Origin of the sequence: Polynucleobacter sp. AP-Kolm-20A-A1 (assembly GCF_018688315.1) — a bacterium.
Lineage (GTDB): Bacteria > Pseudomonadota > Gammaproteobacteria > Burkholderiales > Burkholderiaceae > Polynucleobacter.
Genome location: NZ_CP061315.1, coordinates 828566 through 854923 on the forward strand (window position 1 = coordinate 828566; position 26358 = coordinate 854923).

Here is a 26358-nt window from a genome sequence, read left to right on the forward strand (position 1 = left end):
CCTCTTAGGCCTTAATTAAATCGAGATAGCGTACGCCGTTCTGATCAATGGCTAGTGCGCTAGCTCTCGGTAACACCGCATCTGGGTGGTCTAAGTCCCAGTCTGATAAAACCCAGCGTTGCCATTCCTGTCCCTTTGATGATTCTTGGTGATGGGCTGGTAAGTGAGTGTGTCCATGAATCAATTTTTGGCCATCCATATCTCGCAGAGATGCTGCGCAGGCCTCAGTAGTGACATTGGTCTTCATGTGGGCGCCAGCACTTTGTTTGGTGCGTTGATATTGCACATGACTATTGCTTCTAAGATGTTGGGCTACGTTGCGACGCCAAGTTACCGGTAGGCGTAAGAATAACTTTTGGATCCAAGATTTTCTGACCCAGCCGCGAAAGATTTGATATCCCACGTCTGCGCTGCACAGTGCGTCACCGTGACTTAGAACATATTTCTCGCCGGCAATTTCAACTGCTGAAGGATCTGGCAATAAAGTCATGCCGGTCTTCTTCAAGAAGGCGTGACCGATTAAAAAGTCACGATTGCCATGCATGTAATACGTTTTGGTTTTAGTGGATAAATTGGCAATTGCACTTTTAACCTCTTGTTGAAAAGGTGAGTGTGCTGCGGCGTCATCGCCTACCCAATATTCAAATAAGTCACCCAGAATAAATACCGCTTCAGCTTTGGGCGCCTCTTTTTCGCAGAAGTCGAAAAAACGCTGCGCCGTCAAGGGCATTGACGGCGTCAGGTGTATATCGGATATGAGCAGGGCGCTCGAGTGCTTCGGAATCATTCCTCGAGAACAGTGGCCTTCTCAATCACAACATCTTCTGCAGGTACGTCTTGATGAAAGCCAGCGCTACCAGTTTTTACTTTGCGAATTGCATCAACAACATCCATGCCATCAGTCACTTTGCCAAATACGGCGTAACCCCAGCCTTGAGCATTTGGAGCGGTATGGTTTAAGAAGTCATTGTCATTCACGTTGATGAAGAATTGCGCTGTTGCTGAGTGGGGGTCGCTAGTGCGCGCCATTGCCACTGTGTAACGATCATTTTTTAAGCCGTTAGTTGCTTCGTTTTCAATTTCATCGCCTGTTGGCTTTTGTTTCATGCCAGCAGTCATGCCGCCGCCTTGAATCATGAAGTTATTAATTACACGATGAAAGATCGTGCCATCGTAGTGACCACTTTTGACGTATTGCAAAAAGTTGGCAACGCTCTTTGGTGCCTTGGCAGCATCAAGAGTTAAGGTGATATCACCATGATTGGTTTTAAGAAGTACTTTAGACATTATTGAGATCTACTTTCTGGAAGGTTAGTGGATGGAGTATTTGTTGGGATATCTTTGGAAGGCGTCTTGATGAGACTCATTAAGGCTTTTGCCTTATTGGAATACTGGCGTTGATTCAGTTGGGCCGACTTAGATGCGTCCTCATAAGCCTGCGCACCAAGGCGAACATAGACTTCACCTAAATTGGCAGAGGCAACAGCGTAGCTAGGGCGTAGTTTTAAGGCGAGCTCTAAATAATCACGCGCCTCTATCCATTTGCCTTCATTGGCGGCGATAGCAGCAAGATTGTTATAGGGCTCTGGTAGTTCAGGAAATTGCTGAGTAATCACGATCAAAGTTTTCTTGGCTTGACCGTATTCTTTCATCTCAATTTGTAAACGAGCTCTCAAGAATCGTAGCTGAACATTCTTTGGTGTCTTCTTGAGGTGTGCATCTATCAGCTCAATGGCCTCTGGAAATTTGCGTGCCTTAACAAGCTTTTCAACATCTGACGGAACGGCGTTTTTGGTGACCGGGTCGGGCTCAATAATGAGAAAGGATAGAAACGGTAAGGCAACGGTTTCAGATAGCTCTGGATTCGAAGGGTTATACGGCACATCCGTGGTCAGTTTTTGTGCATCACCCGGGTTGCCAGAGCCTAGATAGGGAGAATTTGGCCCACATTTGAGTTCCTGGCTGTTGACGGCCTTAATTTCAGCGTCTGCCACCTGCTGCGCAGTCGTGCTGCAGCCCATTACTAAGGAAATAGCAAAGGTAGCTAGGGAAAGCTTAAAAAGGTTTGGGCGTGGTGCTGGGAGGGTTACAGGCATAGGGGCAGGGGTATAAAACTGGCTCATTCGATATACTCAGCGCTCAGTCTAACAAATTGGCGCTACTTGCCCCACCTTTATAGCCCTATGCTGCAAATCTATAACACCCTTAGTCGCTCAAAACAGGTCTTTAAGCCCATCGAACCGGGCAAGGTAAAGATGTATGTATGCGGCATGACGGTTTACGACTTTTGCCATATCGGCCATGCCAGGGTGATGATTGTGTTCGATATGGTCGTGCGATGGTTGCGGGCTAGTGGGTATGAAGTGATTTATGTGCGCAATATCACTGATATTGATGACAAGATCATCAATCGTGCAATTGAAAATGGCGAACCGATTTCTGCATTAACCAATCGCTTTATTGATGCCATGCACGCTGATTCAGATGAGTTAGGTTTAATGCATCCAGATCAAGAGCCGCGCGCTACTGATTACATTACTCAAATGCAAGGCATGATCGGCAAGCTCATTGAAAACGAATTGGCTTACCAAGCAGATGATGGCGACGTGAACTTCGCCGTTCGTTTATTGCCAAGATATGGTCAGCTCTCTGGCAAAAGCTTAGATGAGCTCAATGCCGGTGAGCGTGTTGCTATCGTTGGCGGTAAGCGTGACCCCTTGGACTTTGTACTCTGGAAGAGCGCTAAACCAGAAGAGCCCACAGATACTCGTTGGAAATCACCTTGGGGCGAAGGCCGTCCAGGTTGGCATATCGAATGCTCAGCCATGTCTTGCGACCTCTTGGGTGAGCATTTTGATATTCATGGTGGCGGCGCTGACTTACAGTTCCCGCATCATGAGAATGAAATTGCTCAAAGCGAAGGCGCCTTATATGGCCAAGACCGTAAAGATGACGATGCTCCATTTGTAAATTATTGGATGCATAACGGACACATTCGCGTGAATGAAGAGAAGATGTCCAAGTCTCTTGGAAACTTCTTTTTAATTCGTGACGCACTTAAAAGCTTTGATCCGGAAGTGCTGCGCTTCTTTATGCTCAAAGCGCATTACCGTAGCCCTATTAATTACAGCGATGCCCAGCTGGAAGAGGCGCGCTCAGGCTTAGCGAGGCTTTATACGGCTTTGGCACAAGCGCCAAATGCGCAAGCCGGGAAGCTAGACCCAAATAACCCATGGGCTAAGCGCTTTGCCGATGCCATGAATGATGATTTCAATACCCCTGAGGCAATTGCTGTCCTGTTTGATTTGGCAAGCGAAGTCAACCGTGCGCAAGGCGAAGAAAAGCAAGCGTTGGCAAGCAACTTGAAGTCTTTGGGAGTGGCGCTGAATTTCCTACAAAGAGACCCAACAGCATTTTTACAAGCGGGCTCAAAAGGTCAGGACGGCATTAGTAACGAACAAATAGAAGAACACATCGCTGCACGTGTGGCTGCTAAGCAAGCAAAAGATTTTGCTAAGGCTGACGCCATTCGTAAGTCACTTCTTGATCAAGGGGTGGTATTGGAAGATAAACCAGGCGGCATAACAGAATGGCGTAGGGCTTAATGACTGTAGTAAAAGACAAATCAGTAAAAACAGAAAAATCTGAATCAATCCTTGAAGAAGTCGCCCCGGAATATTGGGAGCAGGCTTGTAAAGAATTGATGAAGCAAGACCGCATTCTTAAAAAACTCATTCCTAAATATGGATCGGGTTTTTTGGTAACACGCGGAGATCCATTTAACACTTTGGCAAGAGCGATTGTGGGACAGCAGATTTCAGTAGCGGCTGCGCAATCTGTTTGGAACAGAGTAGTTGCTGCTAGCAAAAAGAAAGTCACCCCTAAGAACATCCTAGCGCTGACAGTGGAAGAATTACGTGCCGCTGGATTGTCAGGTCGTAAGGTGGAATATATCCGCGATTTAGCTGATCATTTTGATTCAGGTCGATTACACGCCAATCAGTGGAAAGATATGGATGATGAGAGTGTTATCAAGGAATTGAGCTCAATTCGGGGAATTGGCCGCTGGACGGCTGAAATGTTCCTCATTTTTAATATGGTTCGCCCTAATATCCTCCCGCTGGACGATGTTGGTCTAATTAAGGCTATTTCTCTCAATTACTTCAGCGGAGAGCCTGTGAGCCGTCATGAGGCCCGTGAGGTGGCAGCAAATTGGGCCCCTTGGCGTACGGTTGCCACCTGGTATATGTGGAGAAGTATCGACCCAATCCCGGTTGAATATTAAAATCAGACTATGAAAACGACTTTCCTGGATTTTGAGCAGCAAATCGCCGAATTAGAAACAAAGATCGAAGAGCTGCGTTTTGTGCAAGACGAGTCATCGGTAGATATTTCCGATGAGCTCAAGACGCTTTCCGAAAAGAGTCTGCAGTTAACAAAAGACGTCTACGCAAACTTAACGCCTTGGCAGGTGTCCCAAGTAGCACGTCATCCACAAAGACCTTACACATTAGATTATGTAAGTGCTTTGTTTACGGATTTTCATGAACTCCATGGCGATCGCACTTTTGCAGACGATCAATCCATCATTGGTGGGCTAGCCCGTTTTGACAGTCAACCTTGTATGGTGATTGGTCATCAAAAGGGCCGCGATACCAAAGAGCGTGCATTACGCAACTTCGGCATGAGTCGCCCAGAAGGTTATCGTAAAGCGATGCGCTTAATGCGCCTTGCAGAAAAGTTTGGCATTCCAGTATTTACATTCGTTGATACACCTGGCGCATTTCCAGGTATCGATGCAGAAGAGCGCAATCAGTCTGAGGCGATTGGGCGCAATCTTTACGTACAAGCAGAATTAGAAGTTCCAATCATCGCCACCATTATTGGTGAGGGTGGTTCTGGTGGTGCCTTAGCAATAGCTATGGGTGACGTTGTGTTGATGTTGCAAAACTCAACATACTCCGTGATCTCCCCAGAAGGTTGTGCATCCATCCTTTGGAAGACTGCAGATAAGGCTTCTGAAGCTGCAGAGCAGTTGGGTTTAACCGCGCAACGCCTCAAAGCGCTGGGCTTGATTGACAAGATCGTGGCAGAACCGATTGGCGGCGCCCATCGTGATTACGAAAGCATGATGAGCAATATGCGTAAAGCACTTGCTGAATCCCTAAAAACCTTTGATGGCATGAAAGTAGATGCATTACTCGAACGTCGTCATGAGCGTTTGATGAGCTATGGCAAGTTCAAGGAAATCACAGCCAAGTCCTAAGTCGGCAAAACGAATTGCGGTCGCCTTGAGTGGCGGCCTTGATTCGGTTGTTTTGCTTGATACGGTTTGCAAAGCGCAAGCCCAAAAAAACAATACTGAAATTTACGCTTTTCATATTCATCATGGCTTGCAAAAGCAGGCAGATGAATGGCTTATCTTTTGTGAGAAGCTTTGTAAAAAATATAAGATTCATTTTGATTTTCGTCTTCTCCATTTAGCCGACCCAAGCGAGAAGGGTAATGTCGAGGCAAGAGCAAGAGTGGGACGCTATGAAGCGTTGGCCGATCTTTGCGAAGAGTATGGCATTGAAGACCTGCTATTAGCGCATCATCAAAATGACCAGGCCGAAACCGTGCTACTACAACTGCTGCGTGGCTCTGGTGTTGCGGGCCTGTCTGGTATGCCGACCAGTAGGGCACTTGAGCATAACGGTAAAAATATTACCTTATGGCGTCCACTGCTTGAGCAAAGCAAGTTAGAGCTTGAGGCTTATGCAAAAGAGCACAAGCTCAAATGGATTGAAGACCCTAGCAATCAGAGTGAGAAATATCGCCGCAATGCGATTCGTAAGCAAGTCATTCCCAAGCTGGAAAAGATTCAACCAGAAGCTTTAGCAAATCTTGCGCGAAGCGCAGGCTTGTTAGGTGAAGCGCAAACTCTATTGAATCGCTTGGCAGCGCAGGATGGAAAAGCCATTCTCAGTAAAGATCAGCTTAAGGTTGCGCCTCTATTGGCTTTAGCTAATCAAGATTTACCAGCTGCCAATAATCTTCTACGCTATTGGCTCCAATCGCATCAACTTGTCATGCCTTCGAAAGAGCGCCTACAAGCATGGTGGCGAGACCTAAGCCAAGCAAAAGCCAGCGCTGAGTTGCAATGGGTGCACGATGATTGCGTTATTCGTCTATGGAGAGGGCTGTTGCAGATTTCAAAGTCCGATCAAGGTAGCGCTGGTCAGTGGGTGTTTAAACCTGTACCAAGCGCCAGCAAAAAGCCTGGGCTTGCCGCGAGCTGGGTCAAAGAAGCGCTCGAAAATGGCTTAATTACCAGCAAAGCCAGGGCCGGTTCGGAAAAGATTCAAATTAAGCCCAATAGCCCTCGTAGAACACTCAAAAACCTCTTTCAGGAGGCTGATGTGCCGCCATGGCAGCGCCAAGCACCATTGCTATATATCAACGGCGATTTGATCGCTGTAGCGGGTATTGGGGTAAGTTACCCGCACCTAAAAACCGCTGGCAAGCGGGTAGCGCCGGAATGGCTACAAAACCCTGTAAAATAAGCCCTTTTTAGATCCTCAGGGAGCAATTTCCCTGTCACAGATAGTTAAATAGACGGTTTTTATGGCTCTTATCGTTCATAAATATGGTGGCACCTCAATGGGCTCAGTAGAGCGCATTGCCAATGTTGCCAAACGCGTTGCTAAATGGATGCGTGCAGGCCACCAAGTGGTCGTAGTTCCCTCTGCAATGTCGGGTGAAACTAATCGCCTGCTTGGCTTGGCAAAAGAAATTAATCCAGAAGCTAATCCACGTGAGTTGGACCAAATCGCTTCTACCGGCGAACAAGTCAGTTCTGGTTTGTTGGCGCTTGCATTAATGCGCGAAGGTATTGATGCGGTTAGCTACGCAGGTTGGCAAGTTACCGTTCATACAGACTCCGCATTTACTAAAGCACGTATTAAAAGCATTGATGACAAAAAGATCTTGGCTGATTTAAATGCTGGTCGCGCTGTAGTGGTAACGGGTTTCCAAGGTGTTGATCCTAATGGCAACATCACCACACTAGGTCGCGGCGGTTCTGATACTTCTGCGGTAGCAATGGCTGCTGCACTAAAAGCGGACGAGTGCTTGATCTATACCGACGTTGACGGTGTTTACACGACCGACCCACGCGTTTGCGAAGATGCACGTCGTTTAGACAAGATTACCTTTGAAGAGATGCTGGAAATGGCCAGTCTTGGATCAAAAGTATTGCAAATTCGTTCTGTTGAGTTTGCTGGTAAGTACAAAGTTAAAACCCGGGTTCTGTCTTCCTTGACAGACCCATTGATGCCCCTTGCTGATGAGATGAGCTCGGGCACCTTGATTACATTTGAAGAGGACAGCACTATGGAAGCCGCAGTTATTTCCGGCATCGCCTTTGCGCGTGATGAAGCGAAGATTACCGTTCTTGGAGTTCCTGATCGTCCAGGTATTGCCTATCAAATTTTGGGTCCGATTGCGGATGCCAATATTGATGTGGACATCATTATTCAGAATCAATCTGTAGAAGGTAAGACCGACTTTACATTTACAGTGCCACGCGCCGACTACCAAAAGGCCTTGGACATTTTGAAAAATACTGTTCAAGCGCACATTGAAGCAAAAGAAATCTCTGGCGATCCAAAGGTATCTAAGGTTTCAGTGGTTGGCGTAGGTATGCGTTCCCACGTTGGCATCGCTAGCAAAATGTTCCGTACATTGTCAGAAGAGGGTATCAACATCCTCATGATCTCTACTAGTGAAATCAAGATTTCTGTAGTGATTGATGAGAAATACATGGAATTGGCTGTCCGTGCCTTGCATAAGGCATTTGAGCTAGACCATAAGTAAAAGGGCAATAAAACCCCTCAGAAGCGGTTATCCGTTAAACTGTTGGGCGCAATAGCAGTAAAAAGGTAGTAAGAAAGTACGGAGACGTGGCCGAGCTGGTCGAAGGCACTCCCCTGCTAAGGGAGCATCGGGGCTAAAACTCTGATCGGAGGTTCGAATCCTCTCGTCTCCGCCAGTACTTTCAAATAAACCCAGATAATTCGATGAATTGCTGGGTTTTTTGTTTTTAGGGCTAGTCTCATCCGCAGACATCTCAATCTGTATCAGCAGATAAGCAGCCGATATATGGTTGGGGTAAAGTTATCGCCATGACCCTCGTAATCAAAAACATCCTCGCTCTCGTTGTTGGCCTTTTTCTTGCGGGCAATACTTTAGCTGCTGATATTCAAGTGATTACCTCTGGTGCATTTGCGGAAGCACTTAAAACCTTGGTGCCTGAGTATGAGAAGCAATCGCCTAATAAAGTCATCATTTCTTATGGCTCATCGATGGGCGCAGCACCGGATTCAATTCCATCAAGATTGGCCAGAGATGAAAAGTTTGATGTGCTCATTTTGGCATCGCCAGCTTTAGATGGATTTATCAAGAGTGGAGCAGTGCAACCAGGTACACGTGTTGACTTGGTTGCCTCAGTGATGGGTGCGGTAGTAAAGGCCGGAGCGCCTAAACCTGATATCAGTACCATGGCCGGACTGAAATCCGCCTTACTCAATGCAAAATCAGTTGCGTATTCAGCAAGTGCTAGCGGCGTGTATTTATCAACAGAGTTATTCCCAAAAATGGGTATCTCTGAGCAAATGGATAAAACTGCGAGAAAGATTTATAGCGAACGCGTTGCTTCAGTAGTGGCTAGGGGTGATGCTGATCTAGGCTTTCAGCAAGTTAGTGAGCTACTTCCCATTCCTGGCGTTGACTTTATTGGCGAGCTTCCACCTGAAGCTCAAAAGACAGTGCTGTTTTCAGCTGGAATCACCAACAATGTTGCTAACCTGAATGCCTCAAGGGATTTAATCGCATTTTTAGCGTCCCCTAAAGCCGCTCCATCCATTCAGAAGGCAGGCCTCAAGCCTATACTGCCTGTCTTGCCTTGGTAATTTAATCAGAAAGAATGTATGTTTAAGCTCAAGAAATTATTTCAATCGGCATTACTCCTATTCATTTTGCCAAGCATTCTGCATGCTCAAGAATTTCCTCCGAAAAAAACCGTCACCATGGTGGTTGGTTTTGCGGCTGGTGGATCGGCTGATACCGCTGCCCGTGTGATTGCTAAAAAACTTGGAGAGAACATTGGCCAAGCGGTAGTTGTGGATAACAAGCCAGGCGCAGGCGGTAACATTGCACACGCTGCAGTGGCTAATGGGCCTCTTGATGGATCGATGATCTTGCTTGGATCTATTGGCCCATTAACAATTGCGCCACACATGATGAAGGTTTCCTATGATCCATTTAAGGATTTAGCGCCACTCACCATGGGCTTGATGTTCCCTAATATTTTGGTGGTACCAACTTCTTTGGGTGTTAAGAATTTAAAAGAGTATGTTGCCCTTGCAAAAAAAGAGCCAGGTAAATTAACTTTTGCCTCCACGGGTAATGGTGCTGCATCACACTTGCAGGGCGAGCTCTTTAATAACGTTGCTGGTATTGATGTTGTGCATGTCCCATACAAGGGCGGCAACCCTGCAATGATTGATCTATTGGCAGGTAGGGTATCTTCGTTCTATGCCTCACCATCTACAGCAGGCCCATTCATTAAAGAAGGTAAATTAATTCCGCTGGCAGTAACGAGTGCAAAACGTTCACCTTTTTATCCTAAGGTACCAACGATTGCGGAATCTGGTTACCCAGGATTTGATTCCACCAATTGGTATTCCTTTATGGCTCCAGGCAAAACGCCAGTCCCCATCTTAGATGGCTGGAATAAAGCCTTGGTGAAAACTTTAAAAGATAAAGAGGTGATTGCTGCATTGGGTGAACACAACTTTAGCCCCGCACCGATGAGCAGAGAAGAGTTGGCGAAGTTTATGCAAAAAGAATCTGCCACTTGGGCCAAGATCATTAAGGAAAAGAATATTTCTGAAGACTAATATTCAGAGCCCCAAATGAAATAAGCCACCCTTGGGTGGCTTATTTATTGAAGCAACTGGCTTACTTAGAGCCGTTTACAGCCTGCATATAGCCCTGAATATATTGAGGTGGTACATACAGCTCAGTCTTGATTCCTGACTTAGAAGAGATGGTAACAATAAAACCTTTACTCTGACGATCTTTTAAAAATGCCTCTGGTAGGGAAATAGAAAGCACTTCTCTAAAGATGCAACCTCTCTCACCGCAGGCGCCAGCTTCTCTGCCTATCACTTTAAATGCATTGGCAGGGGATCCTTCTTGGGATGCTGAATCGTAATAACGCCATTGTGAAAAATACGTTAACTGGGCAACGAGTTCATAAGACTTAACACCTTGCTTTGATTGTTCTGCCTTTAAGCCAAACATTTCATAAGTATTGGCTTCATCCATGGTGTTGATTGGAGGGCCTTGAAAGGTTTTGCTGCCTGTGATGGCGTTCGGAGTAATGATAGTTGAGTGATACACATCATTGATTTCCCAGCCGCTAATTTTTTTGTCGTTGTGATTACATGCGATTAGGCTAACGCTTACCGCTAACAATAGAGCAATTCGACAGATGATTCGTTGCATATAAAACTCCTAAAGAATCACCAAATCATACTATCCCTTGCTTGGGAGCCTGCTTTTAATGCTTAGACGTATTTGCCGGTAAGGCCGCCATCTACAACCAGCTCTGTTCCGGTGACATAAGCGGCAGCATCGGAGACCAGGAAGGCGCAGGCATAGGCGATATCCCAGGCTGATCCTGAGCGTCCTAGGGGTACCTGTCGATCGCGCGCTGCACGAGCCTCGTCCAGGTCGTTTTCAGCGAACATCTTGGCTACCGTATGGGCAATACGAGGGGTATCAATAAGGCCGGGGACAATGGTATTGGCCCGAATGCCTTTGTCTGCGTATTGTTGGGCAATCATGCGAATAAATTGTGTATTAGCGGCTTTGGTGACGCTATAGGCAAGATGGGGGTATCCCAAATATCGCATCCCAGCCACCGAAGAAATGGCAATGATGTTGCCTTTGCCACGTGCAACCATTTCAGGCAAGACTTCTTGTGCTGCTAACAATAAGCTACGCACATTGACTTTGTGAATGCGATCAAAATCGTCTGCACTGGTTTCCATTGGGCCACCAACTTTACCAATGCCAACATTGTGGTGCAGAACATCGATTGGGCCAAAATGTTTACGCGCTTCACTAAAGAGTCGTTTGACATCCTCTTCTTCAGAAACATCGCCAATAAAAGTATGGGCAATGCCACCTTCATCGTGAATGATCTTAGTGGTTTCTTCTGCGGAGGTGGCATCTCTATCGACTACGCAAACCTTGGCGCCTAAACGGGCGTAGGTCACGCAAGAGGCTCTGCCAATACTCCAGCCAGGTCCGGCTGATCCGCCACCAGAAACAAATATCACGCGACCAGTAAGGTCTGTTGGCAATCCTGGTGGTGGTGGAGTTAAGTTCATTTACTGACTTAAGCCTACTGTCATGCCACCGCAAACATAAACTACTTGACCAGTAGTAAAGCCAGCCCGACTATCGAGCAAGGAGGCAACTAGATGAGCCACTTCCTCGGGTTGTCCAATACGGCCAAGAGGTACGCTATCTAAAATGCGTTGAGTAGCAGGGGCGCCTGGAGGGTTGGCGCTCTGAAATAATTCAGTAGCAATAGGGCCTGGGCCAATAGCATTTACGGTAATGCCATCTGAAGCCAATTCCAGTGCAAGGGTTCTGGTTAATCCAAGTAAGCCCGCTTTAGTAGTGGCATAAACAATGCGTTCTTCCTTGCCTAAGGCTGCACGACTAGCGATATTCACAATGCGACCAAAATGAGCGGACCGCATGGTGGGTAGTAGGGCTTGTACACAAATAATGGCCGCCGCAATATTGACACTCATCACCGCGTGAAGATCTTCGGTGGTCGTTTTATCAATATTGGCAGGACGAACAATGCCGGCGTTATTGACTAAGCGTGTGATATTAAATTTAGCAACGGTATCAGCAAGCGCGGAGCGTAAGCCTTTTTCCTCGGACACGTCGACTTGAAAATAGCTTTCATCAGCAGCAACCGCTAAAGGCGGCACTCTATCAAAGTTAATGACATGCATACCATCGGCCATTAGACGCTCAACAATAGCGCGTCCAATCCCACGGCTACCGCCGGTAACTAGAACCGCTTCCTTGGTAATTGAGTTGTTCTGGTTACTCATCATTAGCCAATCTTATTGGCGCCGTCAACAAACGGAATGGCATGCTCAACGGTATCCCAAATAAATCTTCCGGAAGGGCTTTGTTGCTCTTCAACAATGTGTGCAACCAAGCCGGCGGATCTGGAAATGACCGCAAAGCCACGCATCACAGCTGTTGGAATCCCAATTTCGCCCAAAAGTGCTGCTACAGCACCTGTGGCGTTGATGGTGATAGGGCGGCCAGCAACCTCATCCACTGCTTTAGATAGAGTCTCCAGCGCTCGGATATGGTCGCCTTTGAGTTCTTTTTCAGCGCGGCCCATATCTAATAACTTGTAAGCACGCGGATCTACTGGCTTATGGAGGTGATGACCAAAGCCTGGAACCGCCGCCTTAATGCTCTTGTAGTGTTGGGCAATCGAGAGTGCTTCTGCGTATTGATCTTTGGCTGCAATGATGCGATCAAGTAGCGCGGAGCAGTTTTCCATCGTGCCAATAAATGAACTGCCAACAGCAAGCAAGCCTGCTGACACCGCGCCTTGTAGATTCTCGGGGGCGCTCATATAGATCAGGCGGGTTGCAATGGCGCTGGGCGTTAAGCCATGCTCCATCAGCACAATTAATACAACATCCGTAATGCGAATATCAACACCACGAGGCTCTCTACCAAGAATCTGCATCAGCATTACTTCGGTAAACGTTTTTTTACCCATCAGATCTTCTACTAAATCTGCATCACGGTAATGCAGACTAGTGAGGGTGTGTGTACAGAGTCCAGTGATAGGAGTTTTTTTATCGGTCATTTTGTACTTATGAAATCGCAGTTGGTGTTTGAAGTTTTTGGATAACAGCGCTTTTGAGTAGCTTACCCACATTGGAGCGTGGCAAGCTATCGTAAAAGTGAATATGTTTTGGTGTCTGTACTGGACCCAAGAGGTTGCGAACAAAAGCAACTAGCTCGGCTTCTCCTACTTTTTGCCCAGGATGTAATTGCACAGCGGCCTGGACGGTTTCTCCCCACTTTTCATCAGGAAGACCAAAGACCAGGCATTCATGGACAGCAGGGTGTTGACTTAAGGCATTCTCCACATCAACTGGATAAACATTAAAGCCGCCGGTAATCACAATGTCTTTCAAGCGATCCTTGAGATACAGAAAGCCGCGCTCATCAATCAGTCCGCGATCACCAGTATGGAGCCAGCCATCGATGATAGTTTCAGCAGTTTTCTCGGGCATGCGCCAGTAACCATTCATCAATAAATCGCCACGGGCAACGACTTCACCAATTTCCCCAGTCGGCAGAAGTTTGCCTTCGGGTGACATGATGGCGACATCACTAAACCAGGTTGCTCTACCAACAGCCGCCCAGTTATTGGGATCTTCAAAATCCTCTGGACGCATGACTGTCAAAATTTGCGGCGCTTCAGTTTGACCATAGGTTGTGCCTAATACAGGTCCAAAGAAATCACGAGCTTTGCGAACCTGCTCCGGTGGCATTGGTGCGCCACCGTAAATGAGTCTGCGTAGTTTTGGAAAATCTTTGCGAGAAGCATTGGGTAGTGCCATCAACATATAAATCAAAGTAGGCGGCATAAAGCAGACGGTACCTCCACGCTCGCGGAAGGCGGTTCTCACTACCTCAGCTCCTGCGCCATCGAGGATGACGTGACAGCCGCCCTGAGCCAGTATTGGCACAATGTAGGTAGATGTTCCGTGGGTAATAGGCGCAGCCACTACATAACGTTCGTGCTCATCAAAGCCCCATACTTGGATTTGATTGCTGATATTTGCCATCCATGCGCGATAAGGTTGCATTACACCTTTAGGCGCACCTGTTGTACCACCGGTAAATTTAATTGCCTGAATCGCATCTAAGGGCAACTCGAAAGAGGGTTGCTCTGCATTGGCGTGCGCTTGCATTAACGCATCCATGCTTTGAGCATGGGCGTCAGAATCTACGCCTGTGTAAATCCAAGTGCCTGGCGCACCCTTGAGCAAATCCTGATTACTAGCATCCAAAATCACAATGGAGGGCTCAGTCACATTAATGATGCGTTGAATTTCTGGGTGAGTGCTCTTTGGATTCAGTGGAACCCATGTTTTGCCACAGGCCAGAATAGCTAGTAAAGCAATAATGTGATCTGCGCTATTTCCCGCACAAATGGCTACTCGGCTTTGAAGGGTGGGGTCAATTGCAGTAAGGCCTGCTGCCAGCGCCTTAACGCGCTGTGCCAAGGTCGCGTAATGAATTGGACCATTCGGTGTATCAATGGCAACCCGATCAGGCCAACGTTGGACAGCCCTCCAGAAGAAATCGATGGGAAACATATTTGTTATTAATCCTATTAACTAGTGCTGCTGATGGAAATTATTCAGCTTTAGCACCGGATTCTTTAACGACTTCACGCCAACGCTTTACTTCGGCATTTTCAAAGGCCGCCATCTTTTCTGGTGAACCAGGTTCAGGTGTAGCAGCTAATTCTTGCATGCGCTGGCGAACTTCAGGTGAATTCAACGCCTTGTTTAGGGCTGAATTCAAATGCATGATGATCGTTTTTGGAGTGCCCGCTGGCGCAACCAGTGCAAACCAAGATTGCACATCAAAACCTGGGTAGCCGGATTCAGCAATTGTAGGGACGTCTGGCAAGAATGGTGAACGTTGAGCGCTAGTGACTGCAATCGGGCGAAGCTTGCCTGCCTTGATATGGGGTAGGGCGGATGGTGCGTTATCGAACATGGACTCTACTTGGCCGCCAAGTAAATCCGTTACTGCTGGAGCGCTGCCTTTGTAAGGAATATGCAGCATTTGAATCTTGGCTTGCATTTTGAACATTTCACCGGAAAGGTGAATGGATGAGCCGCTACCTGAGGAGGCAAATGTAACGCCATCCTTTGAATCTTTGGCATAACGCACATAATCAGCCACTGTTTTCACTGGCAGGTTTGGGTTCACTACCAAAATATTTGGAATCTTAGCAATCATGCCGATAGGCTCAAAATCTTTAATAGGATCGTAGCCAAGCTTGGGATAGAGCGTTGCATTAATAGTATTGGCAATGGAGAAAGCGTAAAGCGTATATCCGTCAGCAGGTGAGCGCGCCACAATTTCTGCGCCTACGTTGCTATTTGCTCCTGGACGATTTTCAACAACGATCGATTGACCCAGTGTATTGCTCATGCTCACAGACACGAGACGAGCCAGAACATCGGTTGCTCCGCCAGCGGAGTAACCCACGATGATCTTGATGGGTTTAGTGGGCCAGGTTGATGATGGTTGCGCAGCTGCTGGCATTGCCAACGCTGTAGCCAAAATGGTTAAAAGACTTAACAGACCCTTTTTAGGCGTGAAATGTAAAGACATGGTGCTCCTCCATATTTTGGGTGCTGTTTTTAGCCCCAGTTTTCTTATTGATTCAGTATTTATAACACCAAAGCTCCCTAGGCGCGTACTTAGCCGCCATCTGATAACTCTCGAATTTCCTTAAGCCTTAAAGGTCAAACCGCCTAGGTATAAGTCCTAGATAAATAAACTTCACAACTTCACAACTTCAGTGGTATAGTGTTGGAACTGGGAGATGAAATGAAGAAACAGATACCGAAAACGCATCAAGCCTTGGAATGGGTAGGTAAAGGCATGACTGCAGCTCAAGCAGCCAGAAAGATGGAGATTTCAGAGTCCAGTGTGTATGCCGCTCTTAGAAAAACAAGAGCTAGAGAAGTGGGTTGTTGTCCAACGTGTGGTCACAAAATAAGGAACTAAGATGAAAAAGACTCTATTAGCAGCCGTATCAATCTCCGTTGCTGCATTTGCTTATGCAAATACAAAGCCGTCAGATTCTTCTGAGTTGGTAAATCAGCAGTGCAAGATTTCTGCTGAAGCAGTGTCTACCTTGAAGGGATTGCGTTACGGTAATACGTCGATCAGAAAGGATGTGGCGAGTTTGATTAATACGCACTTAAAGACTCAAGAAAATCGCGAAGTAGCACAAAAGGCTTTGAACCTCATGGTTGACGACAAATCAACAGATGTAGCAACTTTAGAGGGCAAATACTGCTCCTAATCATGCAAAGTTCATAAGAGGTGGCTTATACCGCTGAGTGTCCTGATTGTGGAAACGCGCGGGCATTGTTTAATCAGTGCCCGCATTGCGGTTCTGAGCAGATACCGATCCTGACTTCCGATACTGTTGAAATCAATATCAAACAGGATGGTCCATACGTAGAGGAAGCCTTGGAGCGGTTAACGGATTATTTACGCAAGTCCGTTGAGGTTGGAGTTAAGGCAATTGTCTTAATTCATGGGTATGGAGCAAGCGGTGAGGGCGGTCGCATTAAATGGGCTATTCATGATGCGCTTGAAAATAACCGATATTCCGACCGTGTTGAGGAGTATTACTTTGGGGAAAGTGTGCCCTTTGGAAGTCCTGCCTATCACGCATTACTGAAAAGAAGACCAAGTCTAAAGCGTTACCTCCAGCGCTTTAAAGAGGGTAATGCTGGAATGACTGTGCTGTTGCTAGGCGCTCAGGCAAGAAGTGCTTAGAATAAGCTGGTACACATCAGGAATTCATTTATATGACAAGTAAGAAGCTAGAGCATGCACACGCACCCGAGGCTGTTGCAACTGGAGCAGATCAGCTCATTGGCGAATTTAAAGCGCTGATGGCTGATGCAGAGGCATTGATTCATGCTACCGAGGGTCAACACGAAGGTGCCATAGGATCTATTCGCGCCAAGGCGCTTGAAACCTTGGCGGGCGCGAAGGAGAGTCTTTCTGGTGTAGAAGGGCAATTAGCAGAAAAAGCGAAAGCTGCAGCACAAGGTGCGGATGACTTTGTTCATCGCAAACCTTGGGAAGCAGTTGGCGTTGCTGCAGGGCTAGGTTTGTTGATTGGCCTTTTTATTAGACGCAAATAATTCAATATGACTCAAGAAAATCTACTGACTTCAATTAAGGGGCTAGCTGCAACAGGCGCCTCTATTGCGCAAACGCGTTTAGAGCTTTTATCGGTCGATGTACAAATTGCTAGAAGTAAATTTATTAGTTTGCTAGTGATGATTGTCAGTGCCTTATTCTTTTTATTCTTTGGTCTGGTTATGTTGGCCCTGTTTATTGTGATTTATAGCTGGGAAACAGATCGCATGATGGCGCTTGCCTTACTAACGGGTGCGTTTCTATCTATTGGTTGCATTCTGGCGTTATTGATCATGCAATCCTTGCGTAAGATGCCAAGACTATTTGAAGCTTCCATTGCAGAGCTCTCTAAAGATCGCGAAGAGCTCAGCAAATGAGTTCTAAATTAAAGGCCCTTGAACAGCGTCGCCATGCCCTCATGGCCCAGGCTGAACGGGAGCGTAAAGAATTTGCTGAACATTTTGAGCCTTGGGAGAAGCCGCTCTCATGGGCGGATAAGGGTGTAGATGCCTATCGTTTCCTGCAATCCAATCCCATTTTGTGGACCAGTGCATTTGCAGCTTTAGCGCATTACAAGCCCAAGTTAGCTAGTAAGGTTCTTGCAGTAGGCTGGGGCGTTGTAAAGTTATTTAAGAGCGCCAAAAAGCTCGTTTAGAAATTCAATGCTAGCCGATGAATAAACTAGCTAACTAAAACCGATTTGTTGGCAATTCCATTTTGAGAAAGTAGGGTGCTGCCGTTTAGTGCAGAAATTTCTAAAAGGGTGATGGCACCACACACTGTAAAACCAGCGCTACGCACTAATTTATCGGCCGCAAAAAGCGTTCCTCCTGTAGCCAGGACATCATCTAACAGTAAAACTTTTGCATGCTTTGGAAGGCTAGACTGCTGAAATTCCAGTGAGTCAGAGCCATATTCCAGCCCATAGGATTCACGATGACTTGCTAGTGGCAATTTATTAGGCTTTCTAGCCAAAACCAAACCTTTGTGGGTGTGATGCGCTAGGGCGGAGCCAAAGATAAAACCACGGGATTCGATGCCTAGGATGTGGGTGTAATCAAACGCTTGGGCCAGGACCTCCAATTGCGCAATAGCCTCTCTGAAAGCGGCTGGATGTGCCAATAATGGGGAGATGTCCCTAAACAGAATTCCGGGTTTCGGAAAGTCGGGCACTCCAGGTAGATAATCTAGTAAATTCATTAATAGCGGCGATGGAGTTATAGGGCTTTGGGTTTATGAATACGAATCTACTAATTATCACGGCATTGGAGTCTGAACTCAAGCGTGAAGCCCTGCCTACAGGGATAGAGATCGTCTATTCAGGAATCGGCAAAATCAATGCGACATTAACTACGGTTAAGGCAATCCACCAATTCGCTCCAAAACAGATTTTGAACTTTGGTACTGCCGGCAAGGTCAATCCATCTTTGCATGGATTGCTATCGATTGCAAAAGTGATTCAGCGAGATATGCACACAGAACCTTTGGCACCCCGTGGCATGACGCCATTTTGCGAAAGACCTCATGAATATCGCTCTAGCGGTAAATATCTTTGTGGATCTGGTGACAGTTTCGTCACTGCGCATGATCCCTGGCTGCATAGTCAGGGTGTAGACATAGTAGATATGGAATTATTTGCAATTGCAGCTTCTGCCCATCATCACGATATTCCATGGACTGCATACAAATACATTACTGATGATGCAAATGAAAACTCAGGCAACGATTGGCAAGAAAAGGTCAATCATGGCCAAGACCTCTTTTTGCAAGAATTAAAGCAAGTTCTCAGTTAAGAAGCCTACGCTCATCATGAACTCTGAAAAACCTTGGCTTAAAAATTACCCTGCCGGTGTTCCTGCTGACATTGGCCCCTTGCCATATGATTCATTGGCGGAATTTTTAGATGAGTGTTTTGATCGCTTTGGAAATCGCAAGGCCGTTGAGTCAATGGGAAAGTTCTTTTCCTATAGTCAGATCGATCGACTCTCCAAAGACTTTGCCGCCTATCTGCAGACCTTAGGTCTAGAGAAGGGCGCACGTGTTGCTCTGATGTATCCGAATGTTGTGGAGTACGTCATTGCCATGATTGGGACTCTGCGCGCTGGTTACGTAGTGGTTAACGTCAATCCGCTTTACACGGCAAGAGAGCTAGAGCTGCAAATTAACGACAGTGGCGCATCGGTCTTAGTGCTGATGGAAAATTTTGCTGCGACCTATCAGCAAATTCCTCCTCAGCCATCAATAAAGCAAGTGATTGTTAGTAGTCCAGGCGAGCTGCTTGGGATGAAGGGGCATCTCATCAATTGGGTGGCTCGTAATATCAAAAAAATGATCCCACCCTGGGACTTCCCCCATATTGCCTTTAAGGAGGCTCTGCAGATTGGCAGCAGTCATGTATTTGATAAGCCTCAGATCGGTTTAGATGACATTGCCTTTTTGCAATATACCGGCGGTACTACGGGCGTATCCAAAGGGGCGGTCCTGTTACACCGAAATATTCTTTCTAATGTGATGCAAATTGAGTCTTGGCTCACTCCCGGCCTCAAGCACCAGCGCGATGAGCAGTTGGTATTTTTGTGTGCCTTACCCTTAACCCATATTTTTGCGTTAACAGCATGTGCCTTTTTAGGTATTGCTAAAGGCGGCCTTTTAATCTTGGTAGCTAATCCAAGGGACATCACAGGCTTTATCAAAATGTTGATAAAGCACCCCAATATTCATATTTTCCCAGGTGTGAATACTTTGTTCCATGCCTTAATTCATCGTCCTGAATTTAAGCAGGTCAAGCTACCCAATTTACTTGTCACGATTGGCGGCGGAATGGCCGTTCATCAGAAAACTGCCGACCACTGGCAAGCTATTACAGGTGTGCCGATTGCACAAGGTTACGGTCTTTCAGAAACGTCCCCAGTGGTTTGCGTTAATAGCCCGCTTGAGAAACATTTCACAGGCCATATTGGCTCACCAGTACCCGGAACAGATGTCGTGATTCTGGATGACGACGAGGTGGTATTGCCACATGGATCGCCCGGAGAGATTTGTATTAAGGGTCCGCAGGTTATGGCGGGTTACTGGAATAAGCCGGAAGAAACGCGTCACTGTATGACCGCTGATGGCTACTTTAAGTCCGGTGATATTGGTCTTATAACTTCCGAAGGGTATGTGCAAATTGTTGACCGCAAAAAAGACATGATTGTGGTCGCGGGGTTTAAAGTATTTCCGAATGATGTTGAGGATGTAATTGTGCAGATGCCAGGCATTAAAGAATGCGCAGTGATCGGTGCACCACATCGCAAGTTAGGTGAGATTGTGAAAGCGTTTGTAGTGAGATCAAATCATCACATTACTGAGGCAGATGTTTTGCAATACTGCAAAGAGCATCTCACCAGCTACAAGCGCCCAAGAAAAGTCATCTTCGTGCATGACCTACCCAAATCGAATGTTGGGAAGATCCTTAGGCGCGAACTCAGAAACCTCTAAGCAAAAAATCACTTGCTTGGTGTCTTACCCACCATCTTTGCGGCTCTCAAGAAATCAAAGTCAACGCCTTGATCAGCTTGGGTAACCGTATCTAAGAATAGCTTCTTGTAGCCGCGTTCAGCGGTTGGTGAAGTGATTGGATTATCTTTCATACGCTGAGCCAGCTCAGCATCTGAAATTAATAAGCTAATCTCACGATTCTTTACGCTCAGACGAATGCGATCACCATTGCGTACTTGGGCTAGTGGACCGCCGATAGCGGATTCTGGGGTGACATGCAAAACAATCGTTCCGAATGCAGTGCCACTCATGCGGCCATCGGAGATGCGCACGATATCTTTTACACCAGCGCGTGCCAGCTTCATCGGAATAGGAATGTATCCTGCCTCAGGCATGCCTGGCGCACCCTTAGGGCCAATATTTTTTAAGACCAAGATATCTTCTGCATGGACATCTAAGTCAGGGCTATCAATTCGGTTGGCAAGATCGGCGGCATCTTCAAAGACTACTGCGCGACCTTCGTGCTCCATCAGCTTTTCATTAGCAGCGGACTGTTTAATGATGGCGCCACCTGGAGCCAGATTGCCGTGAAGTACGGCAATGCTGCCACGCGGATAAATGGGTTTATCAAAAGGCCGCACAACATCTTGTTTAAAGCTAGGAGCTGCTGCATCAATTTCTTCACCAAGTGTTCTGCCAGAGACTGTCATGGCATTCAGTTTGAGAAGTGGCTTCAGTTCGCGTAGTAGGGTAGTCATGCCGCCAGCATCATGGAAGTTTTCCATGTAGTGATCACCGGATGGTTTGAGATCAACCAATACAGGAGTCTCATCACCCATTTTGTCTAAGGCATCTAAATCAATTTCAAGACCCATGCGTCCAGCGATAGCTGCCAAGTGCACAATGCCATTGGTTGATCCACCAATAGCAAGCAATACACGCATAGCGTTTTCAAATGCATCTGCTGTTAGGACTTTATCAATGGTTAAACCTTCTTTAGCCATCTTAACTGCACAAGTACCGGTTTCTTCGGCAACGCGAATGCGGTCAGCAGTAACAGCGGGAGGCGTTGCGCCACCAGGCACCGTCATACCCAAGGCTTCAGAGATACAGGCCATGGTGCTGGCTGTGCCCATGACAGAGCAGGTTCCTACGCTGGCAACCAGTTGATCATTCACTTCATCTTTTTCAACTTCGTCGATTTCACCGGCGCGGAATTTGCCCCAGTAACGACGGCAGTCAGTACATGCACCAACGCGCTCACTGCGATGAGAGCCGGTCAGCATGGAGCCGGTAATCAATTGAATAGCCGGTAATCCTGCAGAAGCTGCACCCATCATTTGGGCTGGAACTGTTTTATCGCAACCACCAATCATGACGACTGCATCCATAGGTTGTGCACGCAACATTTCTTCTGTATCCATAGACATCAGATTACGCAAGTACATACTTGTTGGAGCAGCAAAACTCTCATGAATCGAGATTGTTGGAAATTCCATTGGAAGACCGCCAGCCAACATCACGCCACGTTTTACTGCCTCAAGAAGTTGCGGCATATTGCCATGGCAGGGGTTGTAGGCGCTACCAGTATTGATGATGCCGATAACAGGGCGATCTAATGCGCTATTGGTATAGCCAGCGCCTTTAATAAATGCCTTGCGTAAAAATAAGGAAAATCCTTTGTCGCCGTAACTGGTTAAACCTTTGCGTAAACCACTTTCAGCAGGATCTTTTGGCTTGGAACTCATAGATGTCTCGTTTGTTTTATGTTTTATGAAATGCGTATTTGGGTAATTGTAGCTACCCAACAGTAAATTTACCTATAGGCTTACTTATAGGTTTGCCTATAAGCCGCCACCCCAGCGATATTGCCAGGATATGCCATACAGGTCATAACTGTTATTGGTGCGGGAATACCCACCAGTACTAGCTGTTAACCGAACGGAGTTGTTTTTATTAATGGGATAAGAGAATGTACTACCGTAGCGCCAGTTTTCCTGGGGCCCGCTGACAGGAAGTCCGTTGAGGTAGGATTGGCCGCCCGTGTAATAGGTTGCATCCGCAGAAATCCAAGCGGTATTGGCAAAGTAATAAATGACGTGTGTTTGGCCAGAGTAAATTGGGTTTTGGGACAAGGTATTACTACCCATGAAACTATTGTTATTGGTATAGATGGTGGCCATGCCGGCTAACTCAAGACGCCATGGTCCAATTGCCTTTGATGCACCAAGTCCTGGCTGAATAAACCAACGATTGGCACCAACGTTCACCATTTGCTCGCTGTTGTACTTGCCCCAAGGAACCGAAGCTGCAATGCTGGCACCAATAATTAAATCCTGTTTGTAGTTTTTAAAATCATCCAAACTCAAGGCGGGAGCACCATACAGATTTGCTGAGGCTTTGATCACGGGATCAGACATACCTTCTGAGGATGCGTTAAAGGTTTGGCCACCTACCGTGCCCGTACCAGAGAGTTCTGCGTAAGGTAGTAATAAGCTAAGACGTCCAGACTGACCGGCAACATCTAAGACATGCGTAAGGCTAACTGCTTCTGTAGTTAATTTGTAGGAACCGCTTTTGGCTTGTGCAATACCACCGGTGGCAAAGTTCATCCCAATGGGTGCATTTGAGTAAAGACGCGCTTCGATTTCTTGGGCATGCAATTGCCCGGAAAGCATTAACAGCAGGCAAAGCCAAAAAATTCTCACAGCTAGTAATTACTTTTTAGAGCCAAATAGGATGGCGAGTGTGGCTGTGTTGCCTAGCGCCTGATTGATACCCATAAAAATTAAATAGGGCCAGACGATTAACCAGTAGACGATCGATAAAGCCAAGATACGCAAAGGCTCTCCCTGTCCAAAAGCGCCCATAGATGCAATAAATTCTTTGCCATCAATCAAGCCATGCAGCCCAGCTTCTAAATAATTCAAGGCAAGCACGATGACGATGTAAACCAATGACTCGTTAAAGAGAGACTTAACAATGCCATGCTCTTTGCTGATTTTAATTGGGTAAGCAGCTTGGGCTATCAGCATAAACTTCGCTGAGATACCTGCTTTAATCAACGCAAATCCAAAAATAGAAAGCGGGATAGGTCTTTCTTCAAGTGCGGTGGCTGCCAAGAATGCAATTGCGCAAAACCAAGAGCCAAAGTAGAGCGTCAGAGCAAAAGCCTTTTTAAATTCTTCTTTGACTTTGTCTTTCAGTCCATGAGCTTGGTTATTGGGTGCGGAGGTGTCAGTCATTCAGGCATTCTTTGGGTAATTGGGGGGGGGGATAACTATTCGCTGCAAGAGGAGCAAGCTTCTGCAGGCGCAGGCTCATGGGTGTAACGCGCAATAAATGCATGCTTGCTTTGCATCGGCAATTCAAGCCAAACAAAATGTCCTGAACCTGGTGCTACATCTATCGGTTCACCGCTCATATTCCACATCTTCTCCAGGACTAAATCCTTGTTACCTTGTGGCTCAATGATTTCAATCTTGTCGCCAACTGAGAAACGATTCTTAACATCCACTTTGACTCGACCAGATGCGGGGTCTATATCCAGCGTTTCACCAACATACAAACTTCTGCCGGAAAGAGAGTGGCCTCTCATGTAGAGCTGATACTCTTTATCGTGATGACGCTCATAAAAGCCATCGGTATAACCACGATTAGCAAGACCCTCTAAGTTTCCAAGCAGGGTTGTATTAAAAGGTCTACCAGCAACAGCATCATCAATCGCTGAACGATAGGCTTGCACAGTCCTTGATACATAGTAAGGTGACTTAGTGCGACCTTCAATCTTAAATGAGTCAACACCCATCTTAGTAAGACGCTCAATATGTTCGACAGCACGCAAATCCTTGGAGTTCATGATGTAGGTGCCGTGCTCATCCTCTTCCATTGGCATTAAATCATCAGGTCTGCGAGCTTCTTGAAGCAATACAACATCGCCACTGGTTGTTTGTTGACCAGGTTTTACTTTGTAATCCCAGCGACAAGCATTGGTACATGCGCCTTGATTGGAGTCTCGGTGAGACATGTAGCCAGATAGTAGGCAGCGACCAGAATAGGCAATGCACAAAGCGCCATGGACAAATACTTCTAATTCCATTTCAGGACAATCTTGGCGAACCTCTTCGATTTCATCAAATGAAAGCTCACGAGACAAAATCACGCGGCTAATACCAACCGATCTCCAGAATTTTGCAGAGGCGCCATTTACGGTATTGGCTTGAACGGATAAGTGAATAGGCATATCTGGCCATGCTTCTCTTGCCATCATGATCAAACCAGGGTCAGACATGATTAAGGCATCAGGCTTTAATGCAATCACTGGATCCATATCTTTGATATAGGTGCGCGTCTTACCACCATGAGGCAATAAATTAGAAACCAGGTAAAACTTTTTACCTAGATCATGCGCGGTATCGATTCCTTGTTTGAGGACCTCGATCTTGCCAAAATCGTTATTGCGAACGCGTAATGAATATCTAGGCTGCCCGGCATAAATCGCATCGGCGCCAAAGTCAAAGGCAGTGCGGAGCATCGAAAGGCTGCCTGCAGGGGCTAGAAGTTCTGGAATCTTTTTCATGGGCTCTATTTTAAAGGGCTTGGGGCGGTTTGGGTTTTAAGCCCAACTAATGCGGATAGGAGGCCCAGGCAACGGCTAAATGGCCAAATTTTCCGTTTGGGGGAATCTCGGAAATGCTATATTGGTCTCATAAATACAAATGGGTATAAACCCAAAAGGAGACTAGGTGAAATTCACAGCACAAGCATTGTTTGCAGTTATTTCTTGCATCTTTCTTGGTCAGGCATTTGCCGCCGGCAAGATTCAAATGAACGAGTACATGGTTCAAAGCGATACCCCTGGTATTTCGCTTTATGTTCGCAATAAGCATTTAGCAGGTATGAAGAAGTTTTCAGCTGAAAAAACCCTGCTTTATGTTCACGGCTCTACTTATCCAGCAGAAACCGCCTTTGATTTAACTTTGGGCGGAACCTCTTGGATGGAGTACATGGCATCACATGGATACGACGTTTGGTTGGTAGATCTGCGTGGCTATGGAAAATCGACAAGACCTCCAGAGATGGATCAACCTGCAGATCAAAATCCTCCGATCGTTAGAACCGATGTTGCTGTTAGGGACGTATCTAGTGCGGTTGATTACATTCTCAAAAAGCGCAACATCAATAAAATGAACTTACTCGGTTGGTCTTGGGGTACAACCATTATGGGTAAGTACACCACTGAAAATAATCAGAAGGTCAATAAGCTCGTTTTGTACGCACCACAATGGCTTCGTCAGGGCGGGGCTCCTTTAACCGATAAAGGTGGTCAGCTTGGAGCCTATCGTGTTGCTTCCATTACAGACGCTAAAAACCGTTGGTTGACTGGCGTACCTGAAAATGCAAAGGCAACACTGATTCCAGAAGGTTGGTTTGAGAAGTGGGCTGAAGCCACATTTGACACTGATCCATGGGGCAGAACGCAGACTCCAAAGAAGCTCAGAGCGCCTAATGGAACTGTGCAAGATGCGCGTGAGTTCTGGACAGCAGGCAAGCCTGTTTATGAGCCTAAGGACATTCGTGTACCAGTAATGCTTGTGCACGCAGAGTGGGATGCGGATTTGCCAAGCTACATGATGTATGAGTACTTCACGAAGCTAGAGAATGCGCCATACAAAATCATGCTGCAGATCAGCGAAGGCACTCACACCATCATTATGGAAAAGAACCGTATGTTGATGTTTGATGGCGTTCAAGAGTTCTTGGATAGCTCATTTAAACCTGAGAATTAAGGTTTGCGCA

The 26358-nt window shown here is 46.6% G+C and carries 29 protein-coding genes and 1 tRNA gene; 16 read left to right on the forward strand and 14 right to left on the reverse strand.

Annotation, left to right across the window (positions count from 1 at the left end; translation table 11 throughout):
* Positions 1–4 precede the first annotated feature (4 nt).
* From C2745_RS04370 to C2745_RS04380, 3 genes are read right to left on the reverse strand one after another with little or no spacing between them, the layout of a single operon-like run.
* Entirely contained in the window at positions 5–787 is a 783-nt protein-coding gene (locus tag C2745_RS04370) for a UDP-2,3-diacylglucosamine diphosphatase (protein WP_215385336.1), read from the reverse strand.
* The gene (locus C2745_RS04375; RefSeq protein ID WP_215385338.1) at positions 784–1287 is read right to left on the reverse strand and encodes a peptidylprolyl isomerase; all 504 of its coding nucleotides are present in this window, start codon (positions 1285–1287) and stop codon (positions 784–786) included. Before C2745_RS04375 ends, C2745_RS04370 begins: the two co-directional genes overlap by 4 nt.
* Positions 1287–2096, reverse strand: a complete 810-nt coding sequence (locus C2745_RS04380; RefSeq protein ID WP_215385340.1) for a M48 family metallopeptidase — start codon at positions 2094–2096, stop codon at positions 1287–1289. The genes C2745_RS04375 and C2745_RS04380 overlap by 1 nt, the downstream gene beginning before the upstream one ends.
* Before the next feature lie 87 nt (positions 2097–2183).
* Here C2745_RS04380 and cysS point away from each other — a divergent pair, with 87 nt between their 5' ends.
* The 8 genes from cysS (at position 2184) to C2745_RS04420 (ending at position 9941) form a co-directional block, all read left to right on the forward strand.
* Positions 2184–3605: a cysteine--tRNA ligase gene (gene cysS / locus C2745_RS04385; RefSeq protein ID WP_215385342.1), complete on the forward strand. Its 1422-nt coding sequence runs from the start codon at positions 2184–2186 to the stop codon at positions 3603–3605.
* Positions 3605–4285: a DNA-3-methyladenine glycosylase gene (locus tag C2745_RS04390; RefSeq protein ID WP_215385344.1), complete on the forward strand. Its 681-nt coding sequence runs from the start codon at positions 3605–3607 to the stop codon at positions 4283–4285. The genes cysS and C2745_RS04390 overlap by 1 nt, the downstream gene beginning before the upstream one ends.
* A gap of 9 nt (positions 4286–4294) precedes the next feature.
* Complete coding sequence (locus tag C2745_RS04395; protein WP_215385345.1) at positions 4295–5266, forward strand: acetyl-CoA carboxylase carboxyltransferase subunit alpha; 972 nt, start codon at positions 4295–4297, stop codon at positions 5264–5266.
* Positions 5232–6545, forward strand: a complete 1314-nt coding sequence (tilS, locus tag C2745_RS04400; RefSeq protein ID WP_215385347.1) for a tRNA lysidine(34) synthetase TilS — start codon at positions 5232–5234, stop codon at positions 6543–6545. Before C2745_RS04395 ends, tilS begins: the two co-directional genes overlap by 35 nt.
* Before the next feature lie 61 nt (positions 6546–6606).
* On the forward strand, positions 6607–7857 hold the full coding sequence (locus C2745_RS04405; protein ID WP_215385349.1) for an aspartate kinase: 1251 nt from the start codon (positions 6607–6609) through the stop codon (positions 7855–7857).
* 80 nt (positions 7858–7937) lie between these two features.
* Positions 7938–8032 (forward strand) — tRNA-Ser (locus C2745_RS04410).
* A gap of 133 nt (positions 8033–8165) precedes the next feature.
* A complete protein-coding gene (locus C2745_RS04415; protein ID WP_215385351.1) occupies positions 8166–8951 on the forward strand; it encodes a substrate-binding domain-containing protein in 786 nt (261 codons plus the stop codon).
* An 18-nt stretch (positions 8952–8969) separates the two neighbouring features.
* Positions 8970–9941, forward strand: coding sequence for a tripartite tricarboxylate transporter substrate binding protein (locus C2745_RS04420; RefSeq protein WP_215385353.1), 972 nt, complete (start codon positions 8970–8972; stop codon positions 9939–9941).
* A gap of 61 nt (positions 9942–10002) precedes the next feature.
* Here C2745_RS04420 and C2745_RS04425 read toward each other — a convergent pair whose 3' ends face one another.
* The 6 genes from C2745_RS04425 to C2745_RS04450 all read right to left on the reverse strand — a co-directional run bounded on the left by C2745_RS04425 (position 10003) and on the right by C2745_RS04450 (position 15525).
* A complete protein-coding gene (locus C2745_RS04425) occupies positions 10003–10551 on the reverse strand; it encodes a hypothetical protein (protein WP_215385355.1) in 549 nt (182 codons plus the stop codon).
* Between the two features lie 62 nt (positions 10552–10613).
* Positions 10614–11441, reverse strand: coding sequence for an SDR family NAD(P)-dependent oxidoreductase (locus C2745_RS04430; RefSeq protein WP_215385357.1), 828 nt, complete (start codon positions 11439–11441; stop codon positions 10614–10616).
* Positions 11442–12188, reverse strand: coding sequence for an SDR family NAD(P)-dependent oxidoreductase (locus C2745_RS04435; protein WP_251368404.1), 747 nt, complete (start codon positions 12186–12188; stop codon positions 11442–11444).
* A complete protein-coding gene (locus C2745_RS04440; RefSeq protein WP_215385359.1) occupies positions 12188–12967 on the reverse strand; it encodes a citryl-CoA lyase in 780 nt (259 codons plus the stop codon). Before C2745_RS04440 ends, C2745_RS04435 begins: the two co-directional genes overlap by 1 nt.
* A 7-nt stretch (positions 12968–12974) precedes the next feature.
* Positions 12975–14492, reverse strand: a complete 1518-nt coding sequence (locus tag C2745_RS04445) for a class I adenylate-forming enzyme family protein (RefSeq protein ID WP_215385361.1) — start codon at positions 14490–14492, stop codon at positions 12975–12977.
* A 40-nt stretch (positions 14493–14532) separates the two neighbouring features.
* Complete coding sequence (locus tag C2745_RS04450) at positions 14533–15525, reverse strand: tripartite tricarboxylate transporter substrate binding protein (RefSeq protein ID WP_215385363.1); 993 nt, start codon at positions 15523–15525, stop codon at positions 14533–14535.
* A 400-nt stretch (positions 15526–15925) separates the two neighbouring features.
* Between C2745_RS04450 and C2745_RS04455 the strand changes: the two genes are divergently transcribed.
* The 5 genes from C2745_RS04455 to C2745_RS04475 all read left to right on the forward strand — a co-directional run bounded on the left by C2745_RS04455 (position 15926) and on the right by C2745_RS04475 (position 17734).
* Entirely contained in the window at positions 15926–16225 is a 300-nt protein-coding gene (locus C2745_RS04455) for a hypothetical protein (RefSeq protein WP_215385365.1), read from the forward strand.
* Positions 16226–16290: 65 nt separating this feature from the next.
* Entirely contained in the window at positions 16291–16707 is a 417-nt protein-coding gene (locus tag C2745_RS04460; protein ID WP_251368405.1) for a Smr/MutS family protein, read from the forward strand.
* Positions 16708–16739: 32 nt separating this feature from the next.
* Entirely contained in the window at positions 16740–17081 is a 342-nt protein-coding gene (locus C2745_RS04465) for a YqjD family protein (protein WP_215385369.1), read from the forward strand.
* A 6-nt stretch (positions 17082–17087) separates the two neighbouring features.
* Complete coding sequence (locus C2745_RS04470; protein ID WP_215385371.1) at positions 17088–17456, forward strand: phage holin family protein; 369 nt, start codon at positions 17088–17090, stop codon at positions 17454–17456.
* Positions 17453–17734 (forward strand): YqjK-like family protein, encoded by a 282-nt coding sequence (locus C2745_RS04475; protein ID WP_215385372.1) that lies wholly within the window; start codon positions 17453–17455, stop codon positions 17732–17734. Before C2745_RS04470 ends, C2745_RS04475 begins: the two co-directional genes overlap by 4 nt.
* Before the next feature lie 26 nt (positions 17735–17760).
* Here C2745_RS04475 and C2745_RS04480 read toward each other — a convergent pair whose 3' ends face one another.
* Positions 17761–18279: an adenine phosphoribosyltransferase gene (locus C2745_RS04480; RefSeq protein WP_215385374.1), complete on the reverse strand. Its 519-nt coding sequence runs from the start codon at positions 18277–18279 to the stop codon at positions 17761–17763.
* Between the two features lie 35 nt (positions 18280–18314).
* Here C2745_RS04480 and C2745_RS04485 point away from each other — a divergent pair, with 35 nt between their 5' ends.
* Both C2745_RS04485 and C2745_RS04490 read left to right on the forward strand, forming a co-directional pair.
* Entirely contained in the window at positions 18315–18872 is a 558-nt protein-coding gene (locus C2745_RS04485) for a 5'-methylthioadenosine nucleosidase (protein ID WP_215385376.1), read from the forward strand.
* A 16-nt stretch (positions 18873–18888) separates the two neighbouring features.
* Positions 18889–20559: an AMP-binding protein gene (locus tag C2745_RS04490; protein ID WP_215385378.1), complete on the forward strand. Its 1671-nt coding sequence runs from the start codon at positions 18889–18891 to the stop codon at positions 20557–20559.
* A gap of 8 nt (positions 20560–20567) precedes the next feature.
* On the opposite strand, the gene C2745_RS04495 is transcribed toward C2745_RS04490, so the two are convergent.
* The 4 genes from C2745_RS04495 to C2745_RS04510 form a co-directional block, all read right to left on the reverse strand.
* Positions 20568–22307: an IlvD/Edd family dehydratase gene (locus C2745_RS04495; protein WP_215385380.1), complete on the reverse strand. Its 1740-nt coding sequence runs from the start codon at positions 22305–22307 to the stop codon at positions 20568–20570.
* Between the two features lie 96 nt (positions 22308–22403).
* Positions 22404–23237: a transporter gene (locus tag C2745_RS04500; RefSeq protein ID WP_215385382.1), complete on the reverse strand. Its 834-nt coding sequence runs from the start codon at positions 23235–23237 to the stop codon at positions 22404–22406.
* Positions 23238–23276: 39 nt separating this feature from the next.
* Positions 23277–23804: a hypothetical protein gene (locus tag C2745_RS04505; RefSeq protein WP_215385384.1), complete on the reverse strand. Its 528-nt coding sequence runs from the start codon at positions 23802–23804 to the stop codon at positions 23277–23279.
* A 35-nt stretch (positions 23805–23839) separates the two neighbouring features.
* The gene (locus C2745_RS04510) at positions 23840–25138 is read right to left on the reverse strand and encodes a U32 family peptidase (RefSeq protein WP_215385385.1); all 1299 of its coding nucleotides are present in this window, start codon (positions 25136–25138) and stop codon (positions 23840–23842) included.
* Positions 25139–25304: 166 nt separating this feature from the next.
* On the opposite strand from C2745_RS04510, the gene C2745_RS04515 reads away from it, so the two are divergent.
* Complete coding sequence (locus C2745_RS04515; protein ID WP_215385387.1) at positions 25305–26348, forward strand: alpha/beta hydrolase; 1044 nt, start codon at positions 25305–25307, stop codon at positions 26346–26348.
* Positions 26349–26358 lie beyond the last annotated feature (10 nt).

What these genes read in the sequence shown, in the direction of transcription:
- C2745_RS04380 (WP_215385340.1), bottom strand. Translation starts at nt 2,096, where the DNA reads ATGCCTGTAACCCTCCCAGCACCACGCCCAAACCTTTTTAAGCTTTCC.
- C2745_RS04485 (WP_215385376.1), top strand. Translation starts at nt 18,315, where the DNA reads ATGAATACGAATCTACTAATTATCACGGCATTGGAGTCTGAACTCAAG.
- C2745_RS04500 (WP_215385382.1), bottom strand. Translation starts at nt 23,237, where the DNA reads ATGCTTTCCGGGCAATTGCATGCCCAAGAAATCGAAGCGCGTCTTTAC.
- C2745_RS04490 (WP_215385378.1), top strand. Translation starts at nt 18,889, where the DNA reads ATGAACTCTGAAAAACCTTGGCTTAAAAATTACCCTGCCGGTGTTCCT.
- C2745_RS04405 (WP_215385349.1), top strand. Translation starts at nt 6,607, where the DNA reads ATGGCTCTTATCGTTCATAAATATGGTGGCACCTCAATGGGCTCAGTA.
- C2745_RS04505 (WP_215385384.1), bottom strand. Translation starts at nt 23,804, where the DNA reads ATGACTGACACCTCCGCACCCAATAACCAAGCTCATGGACTGAAAGAC.
- C2745_RS04495 (WP_215385380.1), bottom strand. Translation starts at nt 22,307, where the DNA reads ATGAGTTCCAAGCCAAAAGATCCTGCTGAAAGTGGTTTACGCAAAGGT.
- C2745_RS04450 (WP_215385363.1), bottom strand. Translation starts at nt 15,525, where the DNA reads ATGTCTTTACATTTCACGCCTAAAAAGGGTCTGTTAAGTCTTTTAACC.
- C2745_RS04370 (WP_215385336.1), bottom strand. Translation starts at nt 787, where the DNA reads ATGATTCCGAAGCACTCGAGCGCCCTGCTCATATCCGATATACACCTG.
- C2745_RS04445 (WP_215385361.1), bottom strand. Translation starts at nt 14,492, where the DNA reads ATGTTTCCCATCGATTTCTTCTGGAGGGCTGTCCAACGTTGGCCTGAT.
- C2745_RS04395 (WP_215385345.1), top strand. Translation starts at nt 4,295, where the DNA reads ATGAAAACGACTTTCCTGGATTTTGAGCAGCAAATCGCCGAATTAGAA.
- C2745_RS04375 (WP_215385338.1), bottom strand. Translation starts at nt 1,287, where the DNA reads ATGTCTAAAGTACTTCTTAAAACCAATCATGGTGATATCACCTTAACT.
- C2745_RS04455 (WP_215385365.1), top strand. Translation starts at nt 15,926, where the DNA reads ATGAAAAAGACTCTATTAGCAGCCGTATCAATCTCCGTTGCTGCATTT.
- tilS (WP_215385347.1), top strand. Translation starts at nt 5,232, where the DNA reads ATGGCAAGTTCAAGGAAATCACAGCCAAGTCCTAAGTCGGCAAAACGA.
- C2745_RS04425 (WP_215385355.1), bottom strand. Translation starts at nt 10,551, where the DNA reads ATGCAACGAATCATCTGTCGAATTGCTCTATTGTTAGCGGTAAGCGTT.
- C2745_RS04470 (WP_215385371.1), top strand. Translation starts at nt 17,088, where the DNA reads ATGACTCAAGAAAATCTACTGACTTCAATTAAGGGGCTAGCTGCAACA.
- C2745_RS04510 (WP_215385385.1), bottom strand. Translation starts at nt 25,138, where the DNA reads ATGAAAAAGATTCCAGAACTTCTAGCCCCTGCAGGCAGCCTTTCGATG.
- C2745_RS04390 (WP_215385344.1), top strand. Translation starts at nt 3,605, where the DNA reads ATGACTGTAGTAAAAGACAAATCAGTAAAAACAGAAAAATCTGAATCA.
- C2745_RS04415 (WP_215385351.1), top strand. Translation starts at nt 8,166, where the DNA reads ATGACCCTCGTAATCAAAAACATCCTCGCTCTCGTTGTTGGCCTTTTT.
- C2745_RS04465 (WP_215385369.1), top strand. Translation starts at nt 16,740, where the DNA reads ATGACAAGTAAGAAGCTAGAGCATGCACACGCACCCGAGGCTGTTGCA.
- C2745_RS04480 (WP_215385374.1), bottom strand. Translation starts at nt 18,279, where the DNA reads ATGAATTTACTAGATTATCTACCTGGAGTGCCCGACTTTCCGAAACCC.
- C2745_RS04440 (WP_215385359.1), bottom strand. Translation starts at nt 12,967, where the DNA reads ATGACCGATAAAAAAACTCCTATCACTGGACTCTGTACACACACCCTC.
- C2745_RS04475 (WP_215385372.1), top strand. Translation starts at nt 17,453, where the DNA reads ATGAGTTCTAAATTAAAGGCCCTTGAACAGCGTCGCCATGCCCTCATG.
- C2745_RS04435 (WP_251368404.1), bottom strand. Translation starts at nt 12,188, where the DNA reads ATGATGAGTAACCAGAACAACTCAATTACCAAGGAAGCGGTTCTAGTT.
- cysS (WP_215385342.1), top strand. Translation starts at nt 2,184, where the DNA reads ATGCTGCAAATCTATAACACCCTTAGTCGCTCAAAACAGGTCTTTAAG.
- C2745_RS04430 (WP_215385357.1), bottom strand. Translation starts at nt 11,441, where the DNA reads ATGAACTTAACTCCACCACCACCAGGATTGCCAACAGACCTTACTGGT.
- C2745_RS04420 (WP_215385353.1), top strand. Translation starts at nt 8,970, where the DNA reads ATGTTTAAGCTCAAGAAATTATTTCAATCGGCATTACTCCTATTCATT.